The organism is Pontibacter virosus (genome assembly GCF_003096355.1).
In the GTDB taxonomy this organism is placed as follows: Bacteria; Bacteroidota; Bacteroidia; order Cytophagales; family Hymenobacteraceae; genus Pontibacter; species Pontibacter virosus.
The window spans coordinates 12150-38912 of the sequence record NZ_QEKI01000020.1; the positions used below are offsets into that span (position 1 = coordinate 12150).

A 26763-nucleotide genomic window follows, 5' to 3' on the forward strand; every position below is an offset into this window, starting at 1 on the left:
GATTGAGTGAATGAGTGGGTTTTAATACTTTTGAGTAAATGTCAAAATTGACGATTTAATACAATCAAAGGCTCCATACTATAACTCCCAAATTTCTCTCTATTCAAGCGTAATCATCCATTTAACCATTCAACAATTCACTCAATTACTAACTCACTCAATTCAAAATGATTCAAGCGCCTGTTGTCAATATAGCTGAGATATGTGCCCGCAAGGGGGTGGAGAATGTGGTATTGTCGCCGGGGTCGCGCTGTGCGCCTCTGACGATAGCTTTTGCCCGCCATCCAAAGTTGACGGTGCGCACGGTGAGCGATGAACGGGCGGCAGCTTTTATTGCCCTCGGCATGGCGCAGACAACAGGCAAGCCTACCGTATTGGTTTGTACTTCAGGCACAGCAGCACTCAACTATGCGCCTGCTGTAGCAGAGGCTTTTTTCCTGCAGGTACCGCTGCTGGTGCTCACCGCCGACCGTCCACCGGAGTGGATCGATCAGCTGGATGGGCAGACCATTCGGCAGCAGCAGGTATACGGACAGCACATCAAGCTCAGTTTCGATTTTCCTGTGGCGCTTGAGCATCCTGATGCGGTTTGGCATACGGAGCGCATGGTATCAGAGGCATTGAACGAAGCGATGGCCTTTCCTGCAGGACCGGTGCACATTAATGTACCGCTGCGCGAACCCTTTTACCCTGCCGATGGCGAAGCCCTGCAGTTTGACACACAGGTAAAAGTGATTGAAGAAGATGCCAATGTCTTCGATTTGAGCCCGATGCACTCCCTCAAACTGCAGCAGGAAATGCTTTTTTTTAAGCGTGTACTGATTGTTGCCGGGCAGGGGAATCATGATCCAAAGCTGTTACAAGCCCTTCAAACCTTCATGGGCTCGACAGGTGCTGTGGCTGTAGGAGACATTATCAGCAACACACAAAAATTGGCCGGTGTGGTGCGCCATCAGGATGCGATTCTGGCCTGTCCCGATCCGGAGAAAATGCAGTCCCTGCAGCCGGATCTGCTGATCACATTTGGCAAGTCGGTTATCTCTAAAAGTCTGAAGCTATACCTGCGTCAGTACAAACCAAAAGCACACTGGCACATACAACCGGCCGGACAGGTGGCCGACACTTTTCAGTCACTCACCCGCATCATCCGCTGCACGCCTGCCAGCTTTTTCCGCAGCATGGCCGGCAGCACCCGCGAGGACGCGGGTTATATCAAGGCATGGGCAGGTATAGAAACAAAGGCTGGCAAATTTCTTAAAGACTTCACCACCACCGCTCCTTACAGCGAATTGACGGCCATAAGCCGCGTGCTCAACAGCCTGCCGCATCAAAGCAACTTACACCTGGCCAACAGCATGGCTGTGCGCTATGCCAACATACTGGCCTTGCAGCCGGAGCAGGACGTGCAGGTATACGCCAACCGCGGCACAAGCGGCATCGACGGAAGTACCAGCACCACAGTAGGCTGCGCCCTCAGCAGCCAGCGCATCACCACCCTGCTCACCGGCGACATGGCCTTTTTCTACGACCGCAACGGACTCTGGCACAACTACCTGCCCGCCAACCTGCGCATTGTTATCATCAACAACCACGCTGGCGGCATTTTCAGATTGATTGACGGACCGCGCCGGCAGCCTGAGTTGGAGGAGTATTTTGAAACCCGCCAGCAGCTGGACGCCCGCAACACAGCACAGGATTTTGGTTTGAGCTATACCGCCTGTCATTCGCTGGAAGAACTCGAGCAAGCACTACCCGCTTTCTTCGCTCCAGTTGCCGGAGCAGGTATACTGGAGATCTTCACTGATAGTAAAGCGAATGCTGTGGAGTTTGCCGCTTATAAGCAGGCGCTTTTGAAGGCTTTGTAGGGTATAGTTTGTCAGAATCTTCCTATAGGGCCCCTACCCCAAGGATTTACAGGATTAAAGAGGGCCCCTACCCTTACGGATTTTCAGGATTTCTGTGCACGATTGTCACCCCCCTGCCCCTCCCGAACCAAGTCCGGGATCTTCGACTTCAAAGGGACTCTGCTATACCTTAATCTTTATGTCATCCTGAAAGGATCTTGGCTGAAGGGAGGCCATGCAGTTGCTATAACACACCCCTGCCCCTCTCTTTATCGAGGGCCCATACCCTCAGAGGGAAATTTCTGCTATTACCACTACCGGGTTAGAAGCGTTGTAGCTGCGGCAGAGCTCTTATGCAATACCGGGTCCAACCACCCCTGCCCCTCCTTATCCAAGGAGGGGAGCTTTGGCTACTGCCAACTAAAAGGTATAAGCGCTGTAGTTTCATTTACAGACCCCTGGCAGGTATAGCAAGGCTAACTTGCACTCTCACTACGAAGCAGAAAGCTTTGCCCGGTGCACCCTTGACGATTTTGTGTTGGGGGTGAAGGGGTCCCCCTGTCAAGAGCGGTCAGCGAGTGGGGGGAGGGGCCCTCGATTTAAAATCGTCTTGATTTTTTTGCTTACTGGGGGGAGGAGCCCTCTATTTTTTCATCAAGGAAAAAAGTGAGGCCCGCCCGGCCAGGGCAAGCTATGAAACAGCATTAGCTGTTATACCTACGCCAACTACAAACTGAGTCACCAGAAAGCTACCGCAATGCTCAATCTGCGTCACATCAGGTACAACCTGCACCCAACGTAAAGACGAAAAACTCAACCCTACGATATATCCATTATTAAATCATCCATTTAACAGCACAATTCGTTTAAATAATTGTATACCAATTTCTTAAACCTAAAATCATACAGCCATGAACTTAACGCAAGACATGCACCGGATCGAGCATTGGGCTGATACACACCATCCGGTTTGGGTAGACTTTCTGCGCATGGCGCTGGGTATCTTTTTATTCGTAAAAGGCGTCATGTTTATTCAGGATACAGAGGCACTGCAAAGCATTATGCGGAACAGCCAATTTCAATGGGTATCGTTTGGGATGGCTCACTATGTGGCTTTCGCCCACCTGGTAGGCGGTTTGCTTATTGCCATGGGCCTAGTTACACGCATCGCCATTCTTTTTCAGATCCCAATCCTGGTGGGGGCTGTGTTTTTTATTAACCCGCAGCGGGGCTTTTACTCTGAAAACACGGAGCTTTGGTCTTCTATCATTGTCCTGATCCTGTTGATCGTCTTTTTGATCTTGGGCTCCGGCCGTCTTTCAGTAGACAACCTGATCAGCCGACCAGAACGAGACATCCTCTATTAGTCCTGATAGGCTGACGCTGAATTAGCCTCGCCAACAACCTGACTTCCCGCAACCACTTTCTCTAGCCAAAGAGAAGGGAAAGAGAGGTACGGCTGTCTGACATCTAATTTTCAGTAAGCTCCCGCTATACTTATGCAAAGTCAAGTGGGAGCACTTCACTTAACTCAGCGGGGACTCATACAGAGCAGCCCTTTTCCTATATGCTTCACTAAAATTATACCTGCCCTTGTTTAGGTCTTACACCTGATTCTCGTAATTTTGCACAAAATTTATGGCGGCTATCCCTGCGATTAAAACGTACGGTATAGTCCGGCAGCGGGCTAACTGCGTATGGTACAAAAAGCGCGTACGAGTTGAAGGCTATACCTGCCGGGCTCCCGAAAGTAAAACAAATGAAAATGCGGCAAGGCAGTACGGACGCTGCTCTTGCTTCACATATTGAGACACTCCATGACGCAAAAGTTCCTGACCCTAAACGGAAATAGGTTCTACTATGACGAAATAGCGGCCTACTCATTCCGCAACAGCGTGCCGCTCAACGGCTACGAAGCAAAGACACTGGAATTTTGCCGTGACTGGCTCAACGGGGTGCAGGAATTCCCAATCCATACTTCCGGCTCTACCGGCACGCCCAAGCTTATCACGCTCACGCGCAAGCAAATGGAAATCAGCGCCCGCCGCACGGTCAGATTACTCAGTCTGAAAGCGGGTGAGCACATGCTGGTCTGCCTGAACACAGAGTACATTGCCGGTATGATGATGATTGTGCGCGGTCTGCTGGCAGATATGCAGATGACGATCGTGGAGCCTGTGGGCAATCCGCTTACGCTCACCCCTGCTGACGAAGCCTACCATTTCTCTTCTTTTGTGCCGATGCAGTTGCAGACCATCCTGCAGGAAAATGGTGGTGCCCTGGAGCGTCTGGACAAGATGAAGGCAATCCTGGCAGGAGGTGCTCCGGTGAGTTTTTCGTTGCAGCGTGAACTGCAGCAGCTGCAGGTGCCGGTATACCATACCTACGGCATGACTGAAACGGCCTCGCACATTGCCCTGCGCCTACTCAACGGTCCTGATGCCGCCGAATATTATGAAACCATAGATGGGATTACCATTGGGCAAGACAACCGGGGGTGCCTCACAATTACCTCAGATCTAACAGCGAACGAAACGCTGGTGACCAATGACATTGTCGAGATCCTCACCCCCACCCGCTTCCGCTGGATAGGCCGTGCTGACAACACCATCAACACGGGTGGCGTGAAAGTGCAGATTGAAGTAGTGGAAGTGGCCGTCTCCGAGGCATTGGCTGAGCTAGAGCCGGCGCCGCGTTTCTTTGTGGCCTCTCAGCCTGACGAACTGCTGGGCGAGAAAGTGATTTTGGTGCTGGAGGGCAACCATCTATCTGAAGAAGCAGAGCAGCAGGTAACGGAGAAGATGAGGAGCCTTTTGCGCAAGTTTGAAATGCCGAAAGACATCTACTACAGTCCCGCTTTTTCTGAAACAGCCACTGGCAAAGTGTCCCGTTTACGCACCATGCAAAAGTTGGGTCTGGAGACAGATTAAAACAGGTATGGCGCTCTCGCGTAGTAGGGTAAAACAAAACTCCTTACTATGCGACCATTATTCTTTTTTAGCCTCATCATACTGACTGCGTTTACCCTGCAAGGCTGCAGTGGCGGACTCTTTTCCTCCAAAGGACCGGTAACCCTAACCGAAGCATGGGCCACTGACAACACCCTGCGCACCCCAGAGTCGGTGGTATTCGATCGCGAGCGCAATGTGCTCTATGTTTCCAACATCAACCAAACCAGCAAAGACCGCAATGATGGTGATGGCTTCATATCACGCCTCAGCCCCAATGGCGATATAGAACAGCTGTACTGGGTTTCTGGGCTGAACGACCCGAAGGGGATGGCGCTGCACAACAACATACTCTATGTGGCCGATATGGACGAAATAGTTGCCATAGCCACCCAGACTGGTGCTGTGCTGGCCCGCCACAAAGCCGACAAAGCACAGATGCTCAATGACGTAACCGTTGACGATGCCGGCAACGTGTATGTGTCTGATTCCAGGCAGGGCGCCATCTACCTGTTCCGAAACGGCCGCGTGAGCCATTGGCTCGACACCAAGCGCGAGCGCCCCAATGGCCTGCTGTATGACAACAACCGCCTGATTGTGGCCTCCTTTAACTCCGGATTGGTGCGTTTTCTGGATACTGAGAGAAAGGAATTTACAGATTGGACAGACAAGATTCCCTCGGCTGACGGCATCGTGCGGGTTGGTGCAGATGGGTACTTGGTGTCTAACTGGAATGGCGAGATCTACTATGTGAACAATGCCGGTAAAAACTGGAAAGTACTTGACACTAAAAACAAAAAAATCAACGCAGCGGATATTTACTATTCCGAAGAGCAGGGCCTGCTTTACGTCCCCACCTTTTATGACAACCGCGTGGTCGCTTATCGACTAACCTTCTAAAAAATTGCACTGATTTTTAAGAAATTTTGTAAGCACCATAAAATCTGGCTTAAATTATGCATAGGTCCCGTTGTACCTAAAGTACTGGAGATAAAATATGAAGATGAAACAAACGTACTTACTGGCTGGTGCAGTGCTGCTGGCTGGTTACAGCGCTATAGCGCAGGGAAGCTCTACGCAGCTCCCTCCCGTAGAGCAGAAGCAACTTGAAGTAGCTAAATCAGACTCCCTCACCCGCATGGAAACTCTATCGGGTATATTTCTGAACTCCACCAAGAAAGGCACCTTTGTGCTGGACTTTAACCAGGTGCTCACTGAAAATGCGCGCCTGGAAGTGAAAAACAAAGCAGGTAAAATTGTCTACAAGAAGCCTGTCAGCGTTGCCAAAAAAGAAACCGCCTGGCGCTTTGACCTGGGTAAGTTGAGGCCGGACACTTACCAGGTAGAGGTCATAACCCCTGACACCACTTATTGGACTAAGTTTAAGGTAGGTCGGTAGGGTTGTATATTCTTGCACAAGCGCCCCGCTACAGATTCTGTGGCGGGGCGCTTGTATTTACTACTGTATAAAGTAACAGAATCTTATACCTGACTCCACTGCTGCACCACGTGGTAGAGCAGAGAAGCCCCGAGTTTGGCAGTGCGGCTGTCAACGTCCAGTGCCGGGTTTAATTCTACCACATCCAGAGTGAGCAGTTTGCCGCTGCTGATGATCTCCTGTAGCAGGATCAGGGCAATTTCCGGGTGTATACCTAAAGCAGCCGGAGCACTTACACCGGGCGCATAAGCTGCAGCGAATACATCCAGGTCGATGCTCACGTATAGCACATCCACCAGCGCCATGAATTGCTGCAGTTTTTCGCGCAGCGCCTCGTAGTTGTATACCTGCAGGGTAGGAGCCAACACATAATCAGCACCATACTCGCTTGCCGTGTTGAAGAGCTTTTGTGTGTTGCCGTACTGTTGTATACCTAAGCACAAGTAATTGAAATCCCTGTTGTCTTCTATCAAATCGTCGGCTATCTGCAAAAAGGGCGTACCGGAACTCGGTTGCTTCTCGTAACTGCGCAGATCAAAGTGCGCGTCAAAATTGATAATGCCCAGCTGCTTGTCGGCAGGCAGCGCTAGTTTTATACCCAGGTAATGACCGTAAGCGGTTTCATGACCTCCTCCGAGGATGATCGTTTTGTAGGTGTTCGTCAGCAATGCATGTACTTTCTTGCCAAGTTGCTTCTGCGCCTCTTCCAGGTTCTGGTTGGTGCAGTACACATCCCCGGCATCCAGCAAGGCGGTGTCATCCTCTAAGTGCCAGGCAAACGAAGCCATGGCCTGACGTAAGGCGACCGGCCCTTGCACAGCTCCTTCCCTCCCCTGGTTGCGCCGTACGCCTTCGTCACAGCAAAAGCCCAGAAAAGCAATCGCTTGTTCTGCCTCTGCCGGCTCAGTCTCCCCACTCAGGTTAAGTAGCTTTATCCCTTGGTGCCAGCGCTTCCCTTCTTCGCCATCAGTGGCGTCTACTCTGCCTTTCCAGGTACCGGGTTCTGTAGGTTTGTACATGTATTTAATTGTTGAATTGTTGCTGGTTAAATTGTTGACCGGGGAATGATTAATATACCAAAAGTTTGAGATTGGCAGGAACTTCGGCAGTAACAGAAGCTATACCTCCAACCCCCGCTTCCATACCTTCCCTAGCTTCAATTTACCTTGCTGGTACAGGATCTCCTTGTAATTATCGGTTGGAAAGGCGATCAAATCTGCCAGTTGCCCTTTTACTATTGTACCCCGATCTGACAGATTCAGTGCTTTTGCGGCGCGAACGGTGATGCCGGCCAGTGTTTCGGCGGTGGTGAGCTTTTCGGCAGCACCTAGCAGGGCGGCTTGCATCAAAAGATCTCCCATCGGCGCAGATCCCGGATTCCAGTCGGTGGCGATGGCCAGACAAAGTCCACCGTCGAGCATTTTCCGGGCCGGGGCGTAGTGCATCCCCAAACCCAGCGACGCGCCTGGCAGAACAGTGGCAACTACACCAGCTTCCCGCATCAAAGCGATCTCTTCTTCGCCGCTTGCTTCCAGGTGGTCGGCACTCAAAGCACCGATTTCTGCTGCAATGCGGCTCCCACCTGTGCTGAACTGGTCGGCGTGTACGGTAATCTCAAAGCCCAGCTCTTTGGCAGCCGACAAATACTCGAGCGAGTCTTCTTCGTTAAAGGCCGTGTCTTCGATGAAAATATCCACCCGATTGGCCAGTTCCTGTTCCTTTATTTGCGGCAGCAGCTTTGTTACCACTTCCTGTAGGTATAGGCGCGAGTCGGTGTGCTCTGGCGGACGCATGTGGGCGGCCAGACAAGTAGGTATGAGCTCCAGGGTATGGTGTTTGTTTACGAGCTGAATTGCTCCAAGCATCTTTAGTTCCTCTTCCGTCGTCAGGCCATAGCCGCTTTTCACTTCGCAGGTAGTCACGCCTTCAGATAGGTGACGGTCACAGCGCTTTTTGAGCAGATCCACCAGTTCTACCATACTGGCTTCGCGGGTTTTGCGCACGCTGTCCAGAATACCACCACCGTTACGGGCTATCTCCAGGTATGATTTTCCGGCGACGCGCATGGCATAATCGTTGGCGCGGGAGCCGGCAAAACAGATATGGGTATGGGAGTCGATCAGGCCTGGCACGAGCACCATAGGCTCAGCTATTTTCTGCAAGGTATAGCCCTTTTCCTGCGCAATTTTCAAAAGCTTGTCATACTGCTCTACCAATACGATATACCCATCATATACCAGCACACCGGCATTTTCAAGCACTTCCAACTGCTCGTCTGGTATAGCGCCCGCCTCAGGCAAATTGGCCATGGTTATGATTTGTGAAAATGGGCCGATTAAGGTATGGTTGTTATGTGGTTTCATTTTTCTTAAAAGTGGTATAACGAACCTGCCAAAGGTGCGCTAATGTAAAAGAGGTTTCGTTAGAGGAAAGGTTTTTTAATTAGCATACTCGAAATGCATTGTTGCTATCTTCTGGGTTCCACTCGTATAACCCTTTTTCTCTCCATTTTCAAATCCCTGAACTTTGCTAAACACAGTGCCTTCTGTTGCCTCAATAACGGCTGTATACTTTCCTTTATCCAAGCTAAGTTTAAAAGGCGTTTTCAGATTGTCGCGTTGCAATCTAAATGGTTGCTCCTCTCCTGTTTTAGTACGTGCTATTCCAGTTATCAGGAGATTGAAATGTGCGGTTGTCTCTGACGTGGAATTTACGGTCAACTCGAAGTGAAAATCTTGGGTTGTGGCAATAGGCGGCTGCACTTTACCAACTAAACCTGTGAATGACAATAGCATAAGCATTAAGATTAGTTTCATAGCCATGTTCTTTAAAGTTTCCGATAAATGCTTATACTATAATTCGCTAATCAAGTAGCATAGTTATTCATACTACAGGTATAGCCAATCAAAACATTGCCCTCACCTGTTAGCAAGTGAGGGCAATGTTAATTTACAAATTTAAGCCAAACTTCTCGGCATTGGCCTGCGCTGTTTCATAACCCGCGTCGGCGTGGCGGAAGATGCCCATGGCCGGGTCGTTGTGCAGCACGCGGCTCAGGCAGCGGTCGGCACGATCGGTACCGTCTGCCAGAATCACCATACCTGCGTGTTGCGAGTAGCCAATCCCTACGCCGCCCCCATGGTGGAACGACACCCAGGTAGCACCACCGGCCGTGTTGGACATCAAGTTGAGCAATGGCCAGTCCGATACAGCGTCAGAGCCGTCGAGCATACCTTCGGTTTCGCGGTAGGGCGATGCCACAGAGCCGCAGTCGAGGTGGTCGCGACCAATCACGATCGGGGCTTTCACTTTACCGTCGCGCACGAGCTGGTTGAACATTAGTCCGGCTTTTTCGCGTTCGCCCATCCCCAGCCAACAGATGCGGCACGGTAGTCCCTGGAAAGCGACCTTTTCATTTGCTTCCTCCAGCCACTTGATCATGTGTGTGTTTTCCGGGAAAAGCTGTTTCAGGGCTTCGTCTGTCACGCGAATATCCTCCGGATCGCCGGAAAGAGCCGCCCATCGGAACGGACCTTTACCTTCGCAGAAAAGCGGCCGCATGTACTCCGGCACAAAACCCGGTATGTTAAAGGCATTTGGTTCACCGCCTTGCTGGGCAAACTCCCGCAGGTTGTTGCCATAATCGAAAGTACGGCTGCCACGACGCTGGAGCTCCAGCATAAAGCCTACATGGCGGGCCATGCTTTTGAGGGAGTGGGCTTTGTACTCCTGCGGATCGCTTTCGCGCAAGGCCTTGGCTTCTTCCAGTGTCAGTCCATTCGGCACATAACCGTTGATCGGGTCGTGGGCCGATGTCTGGTCTGTGAGGATTTCCGGGGTAATGTTGTCGTTGATTAGTTTCTCCAGCACATCGCCAATATCGCCTACCAGACCGATGGAGATGGCTTCGCCTTTTTCCTTGGCTTCCAGTGCCCAGCGTTTGGCCTCTTCGTAGTCGTAGGTCATTTTGTCGATGTAGCGGGTTTCGAGGCGTTTTTTGATGCGCTCCGGATCCACATCCACACCCAGGAAAGTAGCACCAGCGATGGTGGCTGCCAATGGCTGTGCGCCGCCCATACCCCCCAGACCGCCTGTCACGAGCAGTTTGTGGCGCAGGTCGTCGTTAAAATGGATTCTGCCACAGGCCGCAAAAGTCTCGTATGTCCCCTGCAAAATGCCCTGCGTACCGATGTAGATCCAGCTGCCGGCCGTCATTTGTCCGTACATCATCAGGCCACGGGCACGCAGTTCGTTGAAGTGCTCCCAGGTAGCCCAATGCGGCACCAGGTTGGAGTTGGCGATGAGCACACGCGGCGCCTCAGCATGCGTGCGCACTTTGCCCACTGGCTTGCCCGATTGCACCAGCAAACTCTCGTCTTCCTCCAGGTTGAGCAGCACTTCAATGATTTTTTGGGCATCCGCCACAGTACGGGCCGCCTGTCCGATGCCACCGTATACTACCAGTCGGCTTGGGTCCTCGGCCACCTCGTCGGTGAGGTTGTTAAGGAACATGCGCAAGGCTGCCTCGCACTGCCAGTTTTTGGCGTTCAGTTCGGGTCCGGTTGGTGGAATATAAGTCGGGTGGTTGGCGTATTTCTGAATAAACTCGCTCACGGACAGGCCAGAGCGTTTCACAGTTTCAGGGGCAGTTACGTTATTCATAGGGGCTTATGTGGTATAATTCTGTTCAATATTCTTAAAAATAAAGGAAAAAGGATAGGAAAATCATGCTTAATTTCAGCCCCATACCCTTTGTCTCACCATTATCTGAACAACTGTTCTTATGTTTCATATTCCCCTCTCCACCCTCCGCGCCCAGTTTGGCGACATCGACATCTACCTGTTCGACCAGTTACTAAAAGGCCGCATCCAGAAAGGTATGAAGCTGCTGGACGCCGGTTGTGGCACAGGTCGGAATATTGCCTACCTGATGCAGGCCGGTGTACAGGTATACGGAGCGGATATTTCGGCGGAAGCAATCGAACAAACCAGAAGGCTGGCATCAGAACTGGCCCCTGCGCTACCTGCCAGAAACTTTGTAGTCGCTGATCTTGATGAGATGCCATTTGAGGATAATAAATTTGACGTAGTGATCTGCTCCGCCGTGCTGCATTTCTCCCGAAGCGAGGAGCATTTCAAAAGTATCGTACACTAACTTTGGCGGGTGCTCAAACCCGGCGGCATGCTTTTCGCCCGTTTCAGTACCACTATCGGGCTGGAAGGTAAACTACAACAGGTGGAGGGTCGATTTTACCGGATGTCGCACGGGCCGGTATGGTTTTTGGCAGATGAAGAGATGATCATGGAGTTGGAAAGAGAGATAGGTATGGCTAGGCTGGAGCCGTTGAAGACGGTGCTGGTGGAACAGGAGCGGGGGATGACGACGTGGGTGGTGCGGAAGTAGTCAGAATCAGGATTTACAGGATTAGAGGATTAACAGGATTTTGGTGCAAGATTGATCCCCCTGCCCTCTCCTTCGTCGAGGGCCCTAACCCCCAGGGGTACTTTAGCTTCACTAACTGTCATCCTGAAAGGATCTTGGTTGAAGGGGGAATGGGCAGTTGCTATAACACACCCCTCCCCCTCTCAAGAGGGGAATCTGCTATTATCATTTCAAAGGTACAAGCGCTGTAGTTTCTTTTGCAAATACCGAGTCCAACCACCCCTGCCTCTCCTTTTCTAAGGCGGGGAGCCTGTTGCTGCCTTTTAAGGTATAAGCCCTGTCGTGAGTTTTACACAACACTGGCAGGTATAGCAAGACTAACTTGCGCAGGAAGCGACGAAGCAAACAGCCTTAGCCAGGTGCACTTTTCGGCGCTTCACTGTTCGAGTTTTCAGCGAGTGGGGGTAGGGGCCCTCGATTTGGAGCGTCTTGATTTTTTTGCTTACTGGGGGTAGGAGCCCTCTTTCTTTTCATCAAGGAAAAAAGTAAGGCCTGCCCGGCCAGGGCAAGCTATAAAACAAATCAGGTTGCTATACCTGAAACAGCAGAAGCAATACCACTTGCCGGCCGCACAGGCGAAGCCACAGAACAAAGCAAGTTGCTATACCTGCGCAAGCGGTAGCTACGAAGCTAGGTACGCTATACCTAGGACATATGCCCTACCATACCAAACACGAGCGCGAACGCGTTTGCCATTAACGCATTTACAACAATCACAAAAAAAGGAAGAAGCAAGCTGCTCCTTCCTCTCAAATTTGAAACTTAAACTACTTACCTCCCATCACTCAACAACCCCATCGACTTCACAAGATTCACAAACTCAATCCGATACCCCTCTTCATCTTTCCCGCGAGCGTTCTTCGCTAGCTCCAGCACCATCGGAAACGAGGCGTTGCCTTTGAACTCTGAGTCACGGAGCAGCATGCCGCAGGCAGCCACGGCAGCAGAGAAACGGAAGTTGTCAGAGGTTTGGGCAGCAGGTAAAGCCTGGCTACTAACCGTGGTGGTGATTAATCTGCTGGTCTCGCCATCCGGCTCCTTGTAGCGCAGCTTCATCGTGAGCATTTCCTCAGAGCGTTTGGCTTTGGGGTCGATGCTTGTTTTCTGGTATTTCAACGCATCTACAGTTCCAGCCTGCGTTTGAGACGAAGCTCCAACCGGCACAATTTCATACAGCGCAGTCACGGTATGGCCAGAGCCCATGTCGCCGGCGTCTTTCTTATCGTCGTTAAACTCTTCGTTGGCCAGTGCGCGGTTTTCGTAGCCGATCAGGCGGTAGGCTTTTACTTTCGCCGGATTAAATTCGAGCTGCAGTTTTACGTCTTTGGCGATGGTGAAGAGGGTACCGCCGAACTCACTCACAAACACTTTCTGCGCTTCGCGGATGTTGTCGATGTAGGCGTAGTTGCCGTTGCCTTTGTTGGCCAGTTGCTCCATGCGGGAGTCTTTCAGGTTGCCCGTGCCGAAGCCGAGCACGGTTAGGAATACGCCGGTTTCGCGTTTCTTCTCTATCAGGCGCTGCAACTCACTGTCGCTGCTCACACCCACGTTAAAGTCACCGTCTGAGGCCAGGATCACGCGGTTGTTTCCGCCTTTCACAAAGTTATCTTCAGCTACTTTGTAGGCTAAGTTTATACCTGCGCCACCGGCTGTTGAACCACCTGCTTCGAGCTTGTCCAAAGCCGCGATGATCTTCTTCTTTTCTTTCCCGGAAGTGGAGGGCAGCACCAGCCCCGCCGCACCGGCATACACCACCATCGACACCTGATCCTGCGGGCGCAGCTCTTCCACCAGCAGCTTCAGACCGGCTTTCACGAGTGGGAGTTTATCCGGCGAGAACATTGAACCGGACACATCGATCAGGAACACCAGATTGGAAGGCGGCAGCTGATCCGTGGCAACACGTTTGCCCTGCAAACCAATGTGCAGCAGCTGGTTGTCTTTGTTCCAGGGGCAGGCAGACAGTTCCGATATTACAGAGAAGGGTGCATCACCGGTTGGCTGCGGGTAGTCATAGTTGAAATAGTTCACCATTTCCTCGATGCGCACCGCATCGGCTGGCGGCCGCTGACCCTGGTTCAGGAATCGGCGCACGTTGCTGTAAGAGGCATTGTCCACGTCGATGGAGAAAGTGGAGAGCGGGTTTTTATGCGCATCCAGAAACGAATTCTCTTTTATGAAGTCATAGTTCTCGGTGTTGTGCGCCTGTGGAGCAGCATCGAACACAGGTGCTGCGGCATAAGACATATTCTCTGCCTTGTTTCTTCCCGAAAAAACACCTGCTACCTTTCCTGCCAGTGCGCGGGGTAAACTCTGCTCCACCACTACTATTTCACAGAGCTGCCGGTTATCCAGCTGCATTTTCACATCCATTACTTCCCGCTTACCAACTTTAATTTCCTGTGTCATGTAGCCGATGTAGCGAAATACCAGCACGGCATTGTCATCTGGTATAGACAAGCTATACTTGCCGTACTGGTCGGTGGCGGCGCCTTTGGTGGAGCCCTTAATGATAATACTCACGCCGGGCAGCGGGTTGCCGTCATTCAAGTCTGTCACGGTGCCGGTGATGGTGCGGCTTTGCGCGGTGGCAGTCAGCCCGAACAGCAGCAGGGCGAACAGCAGGAAGAGATTCTTTTTCATGGCTTTTATGTTTTGGTTTCCGACATGATGCCACCTCCACAGGCTTTCCATAAAATTTTCAGAATATTTTTCTTTTCTTTAGAAAATCATTCCCGGCACATGCTCCCATTCTTCATCAAGCTCTTCACCAACGCCAAGCCGCCTCCCGACGATCAGGAGTTGGTGCGCCTCTATCAGGAGACGGGCGAGTTGGAGCATTTGGGAGAGCTGTTTCAGCGCCACTCCAAGCTCGTATACCTGGTTTGCCAGAAATACCTGCAGGACCCGGAGGAAAGCAAAGACGCCACCATGCAGCTGTTCGAGCACGTATCGAAAGCACTGCTGCAGCACGAGGTAAGCAATTTTAAAAGCTGGCTGCATGTGACTACCCGCAACTTCTGCCTGATGCAGCTGCGGGCCAACAAGCACAAAAAATCGGTGCCGCTTTCGGATAATGCCTCGCCTGTTATGGAAAACCCGGAGCCCCTGCATCCTTCTGACGCGGAACAATCCGAGAAGATGGAACAGGCTTTGCACGCGGCTTTAAAAGAGCTGTCACCGCAGCAGCGGGAGTGCGTCGAGCTGTTTTACCTGCAGCAAAAGAGTTACAAAGAGATCGGCGCCCTCACGGGTTGCGATTTAAATAAAGTGAAAAGCTACATCCAGAACGGAAAGCGAAACCTGAAAATCATCATGGAGAAAAACCATGCAGCCAGATAACCGACATATCCTTTGGGAACAGGGCGACCATCCTTCCGTGGAACTGCTGGAGCAGTACCACGGAGGCACTTTGCCCGACTCCCTGCACCACCAATTGGAGCGCCACCTGCTGGACTGCGACCAATGCTCGGATGTGCTGGAGGGACTGGCTGTGTCGGATGCCGCCCAAACCGAAAGCGATGTGCGGGACATCAACCGTCGCATCGCTGCCAAAAGCCGGCGCCAGGAGCACAAGTCGGTGCCGCTCTACCTAACCGACTGGCGCGTTGCTGCCGCTGTGGCCATGGTACTGCTTTCTACCGTAGTGGTGTTCTACTACAATTACCAGCAGGTGCGCGAGCAGCAAAGTATAGCTGTGCAGCAGGAGAAGGCAATTCAGGAGGCAATGGACCTAAGCGAGAAATCGGAGGTGGCAGCTATACCTGAAACTACAGCTGAAGCCAAGCCGGATACGGTACGTCCAGGCACAATCGCAGCTGTTACAAAGCCCCTACCGCTCCGTACGCCGCGTAGCCGTACAAATCCCTCTGTTAGCCAAGAAACTGTCATACTAGCAGATGATGTGGAAGAGGTAGAAGTAGAGATTGATGTCGCGGAACTCACTGAGTCTATACCTGACCGTGTGATAGCCGCCCAGCCTCAGAAGTTAGCCGAAGTGACGGTCCCGCCTTCTCCTCCACGCAATACAATGCTGCCGGAAAGCACTTCCGTAGCGAAAGCCCTGCAAGGGCGTGTGGCGGGTGTGCAGGTGCAACGAAGAAAAGAACTTGGCCCGAATCAAATACAGGGAAAGGTAATTGACCAGGATGGCACGCCGCTGCCCGGCGTATCTGTTGTGGTAAAAGGCACTACGCAAGGCGCAGCAACAGACGCGCAGGGTAATTTCGTGCTGACCTTACCAGACGATAAAGCAACACTGGTTTTCCGGTACATCGGCTACGAAACCAGAGAAAAAGGCGTGTATGCAGGTACCGATCCGATCACTATGGATTTGGCCTTAGATACAAAGTCTTTGAGCGAAGTGGTCGTAACCCGCCAATACAATTCTAATCCCGCTCCCATTATTTCAGCAAAACCAGCTGCTGGCCACAAGGCCTATCGTCAGTATTTAGCCGAGAACCTGCGCTATACCTCTGATATGCCAAAAGGCCGTGTGGTGATACGGGCAATTGTTACGACAAGCGGATCGCTGGAGAATCTGGAAATAGTGCGTGGCCTGTGTGAGGCTTGTGACGACGAAGCCATGCGTTTAGTGGCTCAGGGACCCAGGTGGCAGCCGGCAACGCAGGATGGCCAAAATATCCGACAGGACGTGCGGATTGTCGTTCGCTTCAGACCTGAAAAAGCGAAATAAAATGGAAGCCTTTGTAAAATCAGAATGGGAATCGTTGTGCCGCAGGTATACCTCTGACGAAGAGCTGGTACAGCAACTTTGGCAGGAGCTGGCAACAGCCTATACCGCCAGGGACAGGCACTACCACAACCTCGAACATATAGCTTACATGCTGGAACTGGCAGATAGGTATAGAGAGTCTACTAAGTCTTTTGACTTGCTGCTTTTTGCCATTTTCTACCACGATATCATTTACAAACCGACCCGTTCCGACAACGAAGCGCAGAGTGCCTCAATAGCCGTAGAGCGTTTGCACAGGCTCGCTATACCTGAGTCCGATACCCTGCTGATAAAAGAAATGATCCTCGCAACCAAAGCGCATCAGCTACACGAACATGACCTGATCAACCTGCTGCTTGATTTAGACCTCGCCATACTTGGAGCCGACCAAGCACGCTATGACAGGTACAGCGAAGGAGTGCGAAAAGAGTACAGCATCTACCCCGATCTGATCTATAAACCCGGGAGACGCAAGGTGCTGCAACATTTTCTGGGGCAACCTTACATTTACAAAACACCTGCCTTTCAGGAGGCATTCGAAGAGAGAGCAAAAGCAAATTTGCAGCGGGAGTTAGAAAAGTACTGCTAGCAAAAAAGGCTCCCCTGTTTTTAGGTGAGCCTTTTCTATGGCGCGTTTTATGGCGCGAGCTTCTTCGCTCGTGTCTACTATCGTGGGGCCTCTGGCCCTTTTATACTATGAAGCGGCCAGCTAGAGGCCCCATTATGGCAAGTCACATGCGAGGCTATCCCGAACAGAGTCCAGGATCTTCGACTCGCGCCACAGACCAACCGCAGCTTACAAACTCGCCATATCGATCACAAAGCGATACTTCACATCGCTGCGGAGCATGCGCTCATAGGCTTCGTTGATGTCTTCCATTTTGATCAGTTCGATATCAGACATGATGTTGTGCTCGGCGCAGAAGTCCAGCATTTCCTGTGTCTCCGGTATCCCGCCGATCATGGAGCCAACCAGCCGTTTGCGACGTGCGATCAGACTGAACCCGGCAACGGTGGAGGGCTCTGGCGGCGCTCCCAGGAGGATCATGGTGCCATCCCGTTTGAGCATCGACAGGTATAAGTTGTAATCGTGCGGAGCCGAAACGGTGTCGATGATGAAATCAAAGGAATTGCGCAGCTGCTTAAGCGTGGCCTCGTCTTTTGTCACAGCAAAGTTGTGCGCCCCCAGGTCCAGTGCATCCTGCTTCTTATTAGGCGAGGTGCTTAGTACGGTCACGTCAGCACCCTTGGCAGCGGCGATCTTCACGGCCATGTGGCCCAGTCCGCCGAGGCCCATGATGCCAACGCGGTGTCCCTCTCCTATCTTCCACTGCATAATGGGCGAATAGGTGGTAATGCCAGCGCAAAGCAGGGGCGCAGCACGAGCCAGGTCCAGGCTCTCCGGCACTTTTAAGGTATAGTTTTCGTCCACCACGATCTGGCTGGAGTAGCCACCGTAGGTGATGGTCTTCCCATCACGCTCGAGGCTGTTGTAGGTGCCGACGTTCTGCACTTCGCAATACTGCTCCAGACCTTCTTTGCAGCTGTCGCAGGTACGGCAGGAGTCCACAAAGCAGCCCACGCCGGCGAGGTCGCCTTCTCTGAACTTCTTCACGGCAGCCCCCACTTTCGTCACCACGCCCACAATCTCGTGGCCGGGCACCAGGGGGTACATGGCGCCGCCCCACTCGTCGCGCACCTGGTGCAGGTCGGAGTGGCACACGCCACAGTATTTGATATCGATCAGCACATCATGCTCCCCTACTTCGCGCCGCTCCAGGCTGAAAGGCCCAAGCGGACTGGTAGGATCGAATGCGGCATATGCTTTTGCTGGAATCATAGCTTTTTTTAGTTAAAAGTTTAGAGTTAAGAGTTATTAGTTGAAAGGTCTGCAGGGTTGCCGGCTTAGCGCTATCAGGTATAGGTATACCTTATGAGTACTGCTTTTACGAACTTCACAGCACTTGACGGACCTCTGGCTGAAGGGTCATCGACAACAATTCCTGAGTCACCTTATACCTTACAGACGACTTAGGAAAAAGTTTGCGGGGACGCCTTTCGCATCAGGCTTTACGGCAAATATGCCGCCGCTTAGCGGATATTGGTGCAGTTGGTCTTTGTCCAGGCCGTCTCGGGCGGTGGTGATGTAGAGGGTGTCGAGGCGCTCCCCGCCGAAGGCGCAGGAGGTGGTATGCGGGGCCGGCACTTTCACTTTCAAGAGCATCTCCCCGGATTCCGGATCCCAGCAACCGACGCCGCCACCGCCATAAAGCGCAATCCAAAGCCGCCCTCTATCATCGATCGTCATCCCGTCGGGTTTGCCTTCGTGCTCAGGTATAGCGAGCACGTCCCGCTCCTTCCGGATGGTGCCTGCCACATGATCGTAAGCAAAAAGTTGCACCTTTCGGGTGAGTGTGTCAATGAAATAAAGGTGCTGCTTATCGGCCGTCCAGACAAGTCCGTTGGAAACGCTTAGTTTATCCAGCACCTGTGTCATTTGCCCGTCATGCTCCATGCGGTAGAGCGCGGCAGCTCCCTCCCTTGAGTCAAGCGCCATGGTGCCGACCCAGAACCGGCCGGCCGGGTCGCATTTTCCGTCGTTGAAACGGATGTCATTTTGCTTAAGCGGATTGGTTACGAGTGTCAGCTCGCCGGTTTCCGTATCGATGAAATGCACGCCGTTTTGCAAGGCAACTAAAGCTCCGCCATTTACTACCGGTACTACCGTGCCCACCCGTTCGCCAACAGGCCAGGTCGTATTTTCGTCGGTGCTGGGGTCAAAGAGGTGTATCTCGCGGCCTTCTATGTCCACCCAATAAAGGCGTTTTTCGGCCGGATGCCAGATTGCTCCCTCCCCCAGCGTTGCCTTGGCGTCAAGCACCAGCTCCGCTTCCAATTCACTGTAGTTTTTGGCTCTGCTCATAGCGTGTTGGCTTAATTGGGTTGAGGTATAAAAAAAGCTGTCCCCATACCTGTGTGGGTACCGGGGACAGCTTCTCTAAATCAGGTTATTTGCGTAGCGACAGGATGTAGCGCGACATTTCCTTGGCATCGGTCTCGCTCATGTTCGGGTGCGGAGGCATTGGAATCTGTCCCCACACGCCAGCACCACCTTTGATGATCTTACCGGCCAGGTAGTCTAGGTTCTTATCATTGAACTCGTATTTTTGCGCCACTTCTTCATACGAAGGACCTACAACTTTCTGGTCTACTTTATGGCAGGCAAGGCAGTCAGATCCGGCGATCAGCTTTTCCCCCTTGGCATATTGTCCGGCAAGCGCCTCTTTTGGCTGGCCAGCTGCTTCCGAGGTTCCAGGCCCTGTCGGGGTGCCTGCCGGAGTGGTCTGCACGTCTTGCGTGGCGCCGCCAGCAGGTGGTGTAGTAGCCGGGCGCGGCGGTTGCGGACGTGAAGCTACGGCTGTGGTGTCAGGTTGATAATCGCTATCGTAGTAGCGTTCATACTCTGATTTCTGTTCGTTGCCGCAGGCGGACAAGAGCGCGAAGGCTGAAATCGCCATCAGAATCTTTTTCATAATGATCGTTTTTGTTTGTTCTGGTTTTGCTCAATGAGCACTTAGAGAATATGTACTGACCTGAGCGCTTAAGGTTTTATGTTTCAGATCATGTGATCGTTTGATGCAATTTACACTATATTTTCGGGTTCCTATGCTCTAAATGCATAACTTAAGCCTGCATACCCGACATCAACCTATACCTGACTCTATGACATTGACCTGTAAGAAACTGCTGCTCTTATTGCTCCTCCCGCTTTTAGCACTTGGGAGTGCCGCCGCTCAAACACTGCCCAGCATTGCCTCCAAAACAGCCGGCATGAAGAAATTCAATGGCTTTTTCCCGTTCTACTGGGACGAGCAAAGCGGTAAAATATGGCTCGAGATCGACAAGCTGGATCATGATTTCCTGTACGTGAACTCCCTGCCGGGCGGGCTCGGCTCCAACGACATCGGGCTTGATCGCGGGCAGCTGGGTGGCCAGCGCATTGTGTCCTTCAAAAAAGTAGGGCCCAAAATACTGCTCGTGCAGCCGAACCTACGCTACAGAGCCATCACAGACAATCAAAACGAGGCCCGGGCTGTGGAGGAATCTTTTGCCCAGTCGGTGCTTTGGGGTTTTAAAGTCGAAGCTGCCGATGGAAAGCGGGTGCTGGTAGACGCAACCGATTTCCTCCTGCAGGATGCCCACGATGTGATTGGAAGCATCCGGCGGGCGGGCCAGGGCACTTACCGCCTCGATGCCAGTCGCTCTGCGCTATACCTGCCGCGGACCAAAAACTTCCCGAAGAACACTGAGTTCGAATCGACGCTTACTTTTACCAGCGACAATGGTGGCTTTATCGTGCGCAGCGTGGCACCCAACCCGCAGGCCGTCACCCTGCGCCAGCACCATTCTTTTATCGAACTGCCGGACAACAACTATACCCCGCGCGAGGCCGATCCGCGAGCCGGCTACTTTGGCATCTCCTACTTCGACTACGCCACACCGGTAAACGAAAACATTGAAAAGCGCTACATCGCCCGCCACCGCCTGCAGAAGAAAAATCCTTCGGCGAAGGTATCGGAAGCCGTGAAGCCGATCGTGTATTATGTAGACAACGGCGCGCCAGAACCGATCCGCTCCGCCCTGCTGGACGGCGCCCGCTGGTGGAACCAGGCTTTTGAAGCTGCCGGGTATAAGGACGCCTTCCGCGTGGAGGTGTTGCCTGACACCGCCGACCCAATGGACGTGCGCTACAACATGATCCAGTGGGTGCACCGCAGCACCCGCGGCTGGTCTTACGGCGCCTCTGTGATGGACCCGCGCACCGGTGAGATCATCAAAGGGCACGTGTCGCTGGGCTCTTTGCGCGTACGACAGGACTATTTGATCGCCGAAGGTCTGCTCGCACCTTATGAAGACGGCAAACCGGAGAACAAAGCCATGATGGAGATGGCACTCGCCCGCATCAGGCAGTTATCAGCGCACGAACTGGGTCATACCCTGGGCATCATGCACAACTACGACGCCAACAACAATGCCTCTGTAATGGACTACCCGCACCCACAGATACAGCTGGATCGAGCTGGCAACATCAACATTAGCAATGCCTATGGAACCAGCATCGGTGATTGGGACAAATTAGCCGTAACGTATGGATATCAGCACTTCCCGAAAGGCACCGACGAAAAGAAAGCGTTGGATGAGCTGCTTGCACAGGGTCTCGCCCAAGGCTTGACTTTCATTTCTGACACAGACGCCCGCGCTCCCGGTGGTGCCCATCCTACCGCCCACTTGTGGGACAACGGCACGAATGCGACCGATGAGCTGCTGCGCGTGCTGGATGTGCGCCGCAAAGCCCTGCAGAACTTCTCAGAAAAGAACATAAAAGCCAACGCGCCGATGAGCACGCTGGAAGATGTGCTGGTACCTATCTACAACTTCCACCGTTACCAGACCGAAGCGGCTGCCAAGCTCATTGGGGGCATGCGCTATACCTACGCCCTGCGCGGCGACAAGCAATTGGTAACTGAAGTGCTCGATAAAAGGGAACAGCAGAAAGCCCTTGAGGCCATGCTCCGAACGATCTCACCAGATGTGCTCACCCTACCCGAGCACATCATTACCCTGATACCACCTCGCGCGCCGGGTTTGGGCAATAACCGGGAGCTTTTCTCAAAAAGAACCGGTCTCACTTTCGATCCGCTGGCGGCGGCGCAGGCTTCTACAGAGTTCTCGCTATCCTTCCTATTGCATCCGGATCGCGCATCACGTTTGGTGGAGTTTGGCGCCCGTCACAATACGCTCAGTCTGCAGGATGTCACTGGCCAGTTGATTGAGCAGACCTGGAAAAGCAGACGCCAGGACGGACTGGCCGGTCAGGTACAGTTGCAGACGGAGCAGGTGGTGCTGACCCATCTGATGGCCCTGGCGCAGGACGAAAACGCCTCTTACCAGGCGCGTGCCATTGCCACCAGCGCGCTTGCCGACATCAGGCAGCATGTCACCAGTCAGGCTAAGCGCACACGCGATGCCGGGTACAAAGCGCATCTGGATTTCGCATTGGCTCGTATGGAAAAACCTGAAGAAGTAAAACCAACGAAAGTACTGAGTCTGCCCCCAGGAGCTCCCATCGGAGATGGCACATTCGGGTGTGACTGATTCAGACATAAACCAACTATTGTCAGGGTATTGCGATTTGTTTGCAATAGAGCTGCTTTGCTTGTAACGTATGAAACTCGACTTGAAAAACCCTTTTGGCCGGACATACCTTACCATACAGGTAGACGCCAAAAACAGATGGGTGCATGTGAACTGGATGGGCTATTTGACTGAAGAAAATGTTAAAACGGGCGCGCAAGCCTATACCGATGCACTAGCCGAAGCTGGTTATACCTGCGTGCTGAACGATACGCGGCTGATCATTGGCGGATGGGACCACTCGCTTCAATGGGTGCTTAACGACTGGAGCCCGCGTGCTGCCCGTGCCGGACTGAAGCATTTTGCCATGATCACGACCCCGGAAACATTTGCTGAGTCAACCGCCTCTACTTTCTATATCAACCTGAAAGCGTTTTCAGTTAAAGTATTTGACGACAAAAACTCTGCAGAGGAATGGCTCAGACAGTACTCCCTAAAAAAATAAACAGTCCTTACGAACACAAAAAAACCCGTCTGGAGCAGGTATAGCTATCTGCCCCAGACGGGTTTTTATATGAGAAAGCAATTTAGTACAGCGTGTCGATCAGTTGTCGGATATCCACTTCGTTTGCATAGGGTTCAAGAACGGCAAGTGCATCGGCCGTTTTCTTGAACGTACTCACCACCTCAGCTTCCGTGCCCGTCCATACCTCCACAAAGGTATGTCCTATGACGTATAGCAGGATCGTATACCCGTTTACCTGGCGTCGCGCGATGAGCGTGCCTTCTTTTTTCAGGGCTTCGCGCTGGCTCCGGTAAGGGAGCCTTTCGAACATGGAGTATTCCAGCATAGTGAGTGGTTGCTTCGGGTATTTGCTTATATAAGTCTGAGCGGGCTAAAATGGTTTCAAACCTAAACTGCGCAGGTATACGGACTGGTCTTCAGAGAAAAATAAGCTGCACATAATCAGCTAGTTCTTGTAGTTAATTAATTTAAGTGAAGCCCCTGCTAAATCCGCAGAGCGTTTACCGGATGATCGTAACGGTGCCTTTCAAAGTTCCGGCGCAGCCGTGAGAGGCAACCCAATGGTAAACAGCTTCCGGAAGGCCATTCCCGTTCCAGTCATTCTCATAGTGTTTGCTGTCGAAGACTTTGCTCCCCCACCTGTTGTAAATTTGCAGTTTTGCTCCCGCCAGGGCCGGGTCGAGCACAAAGTATTCGTTCTTGCCGTCTCCATTTGGTGTGATTACATTATAGGATTTGAAGGTGCTGCCTGGGACCGTGATTTTAGAAGCGCATGGATCAAATTTTATCAGGAAGCCGTTGATGTCTCCCCGGGTATTCCAGTTAATATGTTCAGCCTGGAGAAATCCCCAAAATTCCCCGGAGATGTAGAAAGCGCCATTCCCAGCAAGCGTTATATTTTCAGTTACCCCACCGGCAATGAGGTGAATGCGCTCTCCCGGATTTCCTGCCAGGTCAAAATACTGCACAAAAGGCATGAAATTCCAGGCTCCTGCCAGTACAAGACCACTGGAGGGCAGCAGTTTTAAATCCCAGCCCAGGTCATGCCCCTCCTCTCCGTAGCTCCTGGCCCAGACCACGGTACCATTTTCAGTCAGGCTGGCCAGAAAAATATCCGCTGGCACTCCCGAAAATTCAACCATGCCTGTTTCTTCTAGTATAATGCCATCAAAATCAACCCTGCCCTTGAAGAAGCCCGTTAGGTAGATGTTCTTTGTTTTGGGATCTACCTCCAGGCTAGTGCCTGTACTACTCAACAGCCCAACAGCATTATTGAAGCCTTTGAGCCAGAGCGGGCGTCCCTGCTTGTCAAGCTTTGCAACAAAAATGTCATCATGGGATTCGGGGCCTGTTGCGATACTGAGACCTGCTATTTTGTACCTACCGGTGTAAGCGCCCGTCATCTACACATTCCCAGCCGCATCCAACTTTACTTCGCGGGGGTAGACACTGCCTTCGTGGTAGGATCGGGAAACAAACATCACCTGACCTGCTGAAGATAATTTGATCAGAAGCAGATCATTTCCCCTCGGGTTCTGACTTGTGTATTGTTGGTTATCGAGCTGAACTGCGCCCCAGAACTGCACTGGTAACACCACCTCCCCTTCCGGGCTTGCCGTGAAAACACCCTTTATCTCAGCTGAGGCGTAGCGCTCCCTGGTGAGCACCCCTTTGGACCAAAGTAGCTTTCCGTTCGTATCAAACTTGCCGATGAACGTATTGAATATTCCTTCGCCCTCCATTACGACTTTGCCATCTACAACCAGCTCCTCGATAAATACACCACCCACGTATAGGTTGCCAAACTTATCTGTCGCCACACCAATAGAACCATCTGATTGTGTGCCACCCATGGCTTTTGCCCAAAGCACTTGCCCCGCTGGGTTTGACTTGTACATAAACATATCGGTGCTTCCCATACTGGTTAGCATGTGGCTTCCAATGGTGATGGTTCCCTCAAAATGACCTACCGAGATGATGTTGCCGTCTTTGTCGACGATGTGGTTCTCAACAGCATTCCTCCCCATTGTCCCAATCTGGTGGCCCCACTGGATTTGCGCTTGTAGATTATGTGTATAGAAAAAGATTAGGACTGCTAGTAAAATTCTATTCATATAAAGTTAAGTACAAAAAATTTACCTGTCATTGCATTGTTATATTTGCAGCTTTGAATATAGAATAAAATTCCCAAGCCTTGTCTTTTGTGATTTATAAAAGCAGGTATGAGATGTATTGACACTAAACACAAGATAAATGTAGGATTTTGACGGATTGGATATTTACTTGCAATACAATTAAATACATCCTCTCACCGAGCATCCAATATCGTGAAAGTAAGTACCATTTCTTTTAAAGAAACATTCTTCATTGGTTTAATGCTGTTCGCTATTTTCTTTGGCGCCGGCAATCTCATTTTTCCGCTGTCACTGGGCCAGGCCGCTGGCACAGAACTTATACCTGCCATTATTGGCTTTTTGATGACGGGTGTGGGGCTCCCCCTGCTGGGCGTTATTGCGATTGGTATGTCTAAAAACGAAGACGTCCAATCTATCTCGGCCAAGGTACACCCACTGTTTGGACTTCTGTTTCCGGTTATCATCTACCTGACCATCGGTCCTCTGTTTGCGGTGCCCCGTACCGGAACAGTATCTTACGAAATAGGCATTGCGCCTTTTCTATCAGAGGGTCTGAAGACATCTCCCTGGGGCATGGTACTGTATTCTATTGTATTCTTTTCGGTTACTTACAAGTTAGCGTTGAACCCCGGCAAGGTGGTAGACACCATCGGAAAAATCCTAACACCCGTACTGCTGATCATCCTGACCGTCCTGCTGGCAAAAAACATTTTCTCGCCGCTCGGTGAGGTGACGGCTCCGCTGGCATCGTACGAGGCCGCTCCTTTCTTTAAAGGCTTTCAGGAAGGCTACCTGACCATGGACACGATCGGTTCTTTTATTTTCGGTCTGATCGTGATTAACGCTATCCGCTCGAAGGGAGTCGATAGTCCGGGGCAAATTGCAAAGGTATGCACCACAGCAGGCCTGATTGCGGCTGCAGGTTTGGGTCTGGTGTATGTTGGGCTAGCTTACTCGGGCGCTACCAGTGTGCAGACACTCGGTCATCTGGAAAACGGAGGGCTCATTATCAGCCAGATCTCTAATCTGCAGTTTGGGGTATCGGGTAGCCTGATCCTGAGTGTTGCCATTATCTTCGCCTGCCTTACCACCAGCATCGGACTAGTGGTGGCCTGCGCCAGTTATTTTAACAAGCTGCGCCCTTCCATCTCTTACAAAAAGTATGTGTTGGGCCTGACGCTGATAAGTGCCCTCATCTCGAATGTGGGTCTGACGCAAATCATATCTTTTTCTATACCTGTGTTAGTGGGCATCTACCCCATCGTGATCGTTCTGATCGCCCTGACCTTATTCGGGCCTCTGCTCCGCAACAGAAACGCCGTTTATACCTGGTCTGTGCTGCTAACGGGTATTGTGAGTATAGTAGAAGGGCTGAGCGCTGCAGGCTTTGAGTTGGGTATCAGCAAGCTGTTCGCTACCTACCTTCCGTTTTACAGCCTTGGCATGGGCTGGGTTATTCCAGCGTTGGTAGGTGCTGCGATCGGCTTTGTTGTTTCCATGCGCCAGGCTACTTACGCCCTCGAAAACGAATAGTGCTTTTGTTCTGATACTCCAGAAAT

24 protein-coding genes are annotated in these 26763 nt (G+C 51.9%); 13 read left to right on the plus strand and 11 right to left on the minus strand.

The features are described 5' to 3' along the window. The first annotated feature begins 167 nt into the window (after positions 1-167). The 5 genes from menD to C8E01_RS19730 all read left to right on the plus strand — a co-directional run bounded on the left by menD (position 168) and on the right by C8E01_RS19730 (position 6191). Entirely contained in the window at positions 168-1865 is a 1698-nt protein-coding gene (gene menD / locus C8E01_RS19710; RefSeq protein ID WP_116545174.1) for a 2-succinyl-5-enolpyruvyl-6-hydroxy-3-cyclohexene-1-carboxylic-acid synthase, read from the plus strand. A gap of 890 nt (positions 1866-2755) precedes the next feature. Continuing rightward, on the plus strand, positions 2756-3211 hold the full coding sequence (locus C8E01_RS19715) for a DoxX family protein (RefSeq protein ID WP_116545175.1): 456 nt from the start codon (positions 2756-2758) through the stop codon (positions 3209-3211). Between the two features lie 450 nt (positions 3212-3661). Next, positions 3662-4774, plus strand: a complete 1113-nt coding sequence (locus C8E01_RS19720; RefSeq protein ID WP_116545176.1) for an AMP-binding protein — start codon at positions 3662-3664, stop codon at positions 4772-4774. A 48-nt stretch (positions 4775-4822) separates the two neighbouring features. Then, positions 4823-5692 (plus strand): SMP-30/gluconolactonase/LRE family protein, encoded by an 870-nt coding sequence (locus tag C8E01_RS19725; protein ID WP_116545177.1) that lies wholly within the window; start codon positions 4823-4825, stop codon positions 5690-5692. Between the two features lie 103 nt (positions 5693-5795). Then, complete coding sequence (locus C8E01_RS19730) at positions 5796-6191, plus strand: hypothetical protein (RefSeq protein ID WP_243409722.1); 396 nt, start codon at positions 5796-5798, stop codon at positions 6189-6191. 83 nt (positions 6192-6274) lie between these two features. On the opposite strand, the gene hutG is transcribed toward C8E01_RS19730, so the two are convergent. The 4 genes from hutG to hutU all read right to left on the minus strand — a co-directional run bounded on the left by hutG (position 6275) and on the right by hutU (position 10892). Next, positions 6275-7249 (minus strand): formimidoylglutamase, encoded by a 975-nt coding sequence (gene hutG / locus C8E01_RS19735; protein ID WP_116545179.1) that lies wholly within the window; start codon positions 7247-7249, stop codon positions 6275-6277. 99 nt (positions 7250-7348) lie between these two features. Further along, a complete protein-coding gene (hutI, locus tag C8E01_RS19740) occupies positions 7349-8593 on the minus strand; it encodes an imidazolonepropionase (RefSeq protein ID WP_116545180.1) in 1245 nt (414 codons plus the stop codon). Between the two features lie 75 nt (positions 8594-8668). Continuing rightward, the gene (locus C8E01_RS19745) at positions 8669-9046 is read right to left on the minus strand and encodes a hypothetical protein (protein WP_133242800.1); all 378 of its coding nucleotides are present in this window, start codon (positions 9044-9046) and stop codon (positions 8669-8671) included. 133 nt (positions 9047-9179) lie between these two features. Beyond that, a complete protein-coding gene (gene hutU / locus C8E01_RS19750; RefSeq protein WP_116545182.1) occupies positions 9180-10892 on the minus strand; it encodes a urocanate hydratase in 1713 nt (570 codons plus the stop codon). 121 nt (positions 10893-11013) lie between these two features. Between hutU and C8E01_RS22005 the strand changes: the two genes are divergently transcribed. Together C8E01_RS22005 and C8E01_RS22010 are read left to right on the plus strand one after the other, a co-directional pair. Further along, entirely contained in the window at positions 11014-11385 is a 372-nt protein-coding gene (locus C8E01_RS22005; RefSeq protein ID WP_243409723.1) for a class I SAM-dependent methyltransferase, read from the plus strand. Positions 11386-11412: 27 nt separating this feature from the next. Then, positions 11413-11634, plus strand: coding sequence for a hypothetical protein (locus C8E01_RS22010; protein ID WP_243409724.1), 222 nt, complete (start codon positions 11413-11415; stop codon positions 11632-11634). An 810-nt stretch (positions 11635-12444) separates the two neighbouring features. Here the strand turns inward: C8E01_RS22010 and C8E01_RS19760 are convergent. Continuing rightward, positions 12445-14316 (minus strand): vWA domain-containing protein, encoded by a 1872-nt coding sequence (locus C8E01_RS19760; protein WP_116545183.1) that lies wholly within the window; start codon positions 14314-14316, stop codon positions 12445-12447. 99 nt (positions 14317-14415) lie between these two features. Here C8E01_RS19760 and C8E01_RS19765 point away from each other — a divergent pair, with 99 nt between their 5' ends. Genes C8E01_RS19765 through C8E01_RS19775 form a run of 3 tightly spaced genes read left to right on the plus strand, consistent with a single transcriptional unit; the run spans position 14416 to position 16997 of the window. After that, positions 14416-15015, plus strand: a complete 600-nt coding sequence (locus C8E01_RS19765; RefSeq protein WP_116545184.1) for an RNA polymerase sigma factor — start codon at positions 14416-14418, stop codon at positions 15013-15015. Further along, a complete protein-coding gene (locus C8E01_RS19770; protein WP_116545185.1) occupies positions 15002-16369 on the plus strand; it encodes a carboxypeptidase-like regulatory domain-containing protein in 1368 nt (455 codons plus the stop codon). The genes C8E01_RS19765 and C8E01_RS19770 overlap by 14 nt, the downstream gene beginning before the upstream one ends. A 1-nt stretch (position 16370) precedes the next feature. Continuing rightward, positions 16371-16997: an HD domain-containing protein gene (locus C8E01_RS19775; protein ID WP_116545186.1), complete on the plus strand. Its 627-nt coding sequence runs from the start codon at positions 16371-16373 to the stop codon at positions 16995-16997. A gap of 207 nt (positions 16998-17204) precedes the next feature. Here C8E01_RS19775 and C8E01_RS19780 read toward each other — a convergent pair whose 3' ends face one another. The 3 genes from C8E01_RS19780 to C8E01_RS19790 form a co-directional block, all read right to left on the minus strand. Then, positions 17205-18248, minus strand: a complete 1044-nt coding sequence (locus C8E01_RS19780) for an NAD(P)-dependent alcohol dehydrogenase (protein ID WP_116545187.1) — start codon at positions 18246-18248, stop codon at positions 17205-17207. A gap of 180 nt (positions 18249-18428) precedes the next feature. Next, positions 18429-19331 (minus strand): SMP-30/gluconolactonase/LRE family protein, encoded by a 903-nt coding sequence (locus tag C8E01_RS19785; protein WP_116545188.1) that lies wholly within the window; start codon positions 19329-19331, stop codon positions 18429-18431. An 85-nt stretch (positions 19332-19416) separates the two neighbouring features. Next, positions 19417-19941 carry a c-type cytochrome gene (locus C8E01_RS19790; protein WP_207774922.1) on the minus strand — a complete coding sequence of 175 codons (525 nt, stop codon included), beginning with the start codon at positions 19939-19941 and terminating at the stop codon, positions 19417-19419. A 190-nt stretch (positions 19942-20131) separates the two neighbouring features. On the opposite strand from C8E01_RS19790, the gene C8E01_RS19795 reads away from it, so the two are divergent. Further along, a complete protein-coding gene (locus C8E01_RS19795) occupies positions 20132-22564 on the plus strand; it encodes a zinc-dependent metalloprotease (protein ID WP_116545189.1) in 2433 nt (810 codons plus the stop codon). 70 nt (positions 22565-22634) lie between these two features. After that, positions 22635-23048: an STAS/SEC14 domain-containing protein gene (locus tag C8E01_RS19800; RefSeq protein ID WP_116545190.1), complete on the plus strand. Its 414-nt coding sequence runs from the start codon at positions 22635-22637 to the stop codon at positions 23046-23048. Between the two features lie 82 nt (positions 23049-23130). Here C8E01_RS19800 and C8E01_RS19805 read toward each other — a convergent pair whose 3' ends face one another. The 3 genes from C8E01_RS19805 to C8E01_RS19815 form a co-directional block, all read right to left on the minus strand. Next, positions 23131-23394 carry a hypothetical protein gene (locus tag C8E01_RS19805; RefSeq protein WP_116545191.1) on the minus strand — a complete coding sequence of 88 codons (264 nt, stop codon included), beginning with the start codon at positions 23392-23394 and terminating at the stop codon, positions 23131-23133. A gap of 175 nt (positions 23395-23569) precedes the next feature. Further along, positions 23570-24472 (minus strand): gliding motility-associated C-terminal domain-containing protein, encoded by a 903-nt coding sequence (locus tag C8E01_RS19810; protein ID WP_116545192.1) that lies wholly within the window; start codon positions 24470-24472, stop codon positions 23570-23572. Beyond that, the gene (locus C8E01_RS19815; protein ID WP_133242801.1) at positions 24473-25096 is read right to left on the minus strand and encodes a hypothetical protein; all 624 of its coding nucleotides are present in this window, start codon (positions 25094-25096) and stop codon (positions 24473-24475) included. It lies immediately after the preceding gene. Between the two features lie 300 nt (positions 25097-25396). Between C8E01_RS19815 and brnQ the strand changes: the two genes are divergently transcribed. Continuing rightward, positions 25397-26737, plus strand: a complete 1341-nt coding sequence (gene brnQ / locus C8E01_RS19820) for a branched-chain amino acid transport system II carrier protein (protein ID WP_116545194.1) — start codon at positions 25397-25399, stop codon at positions 26735-26737. Positions 26738-26763 lie beyond the last annotated feature (26 nt).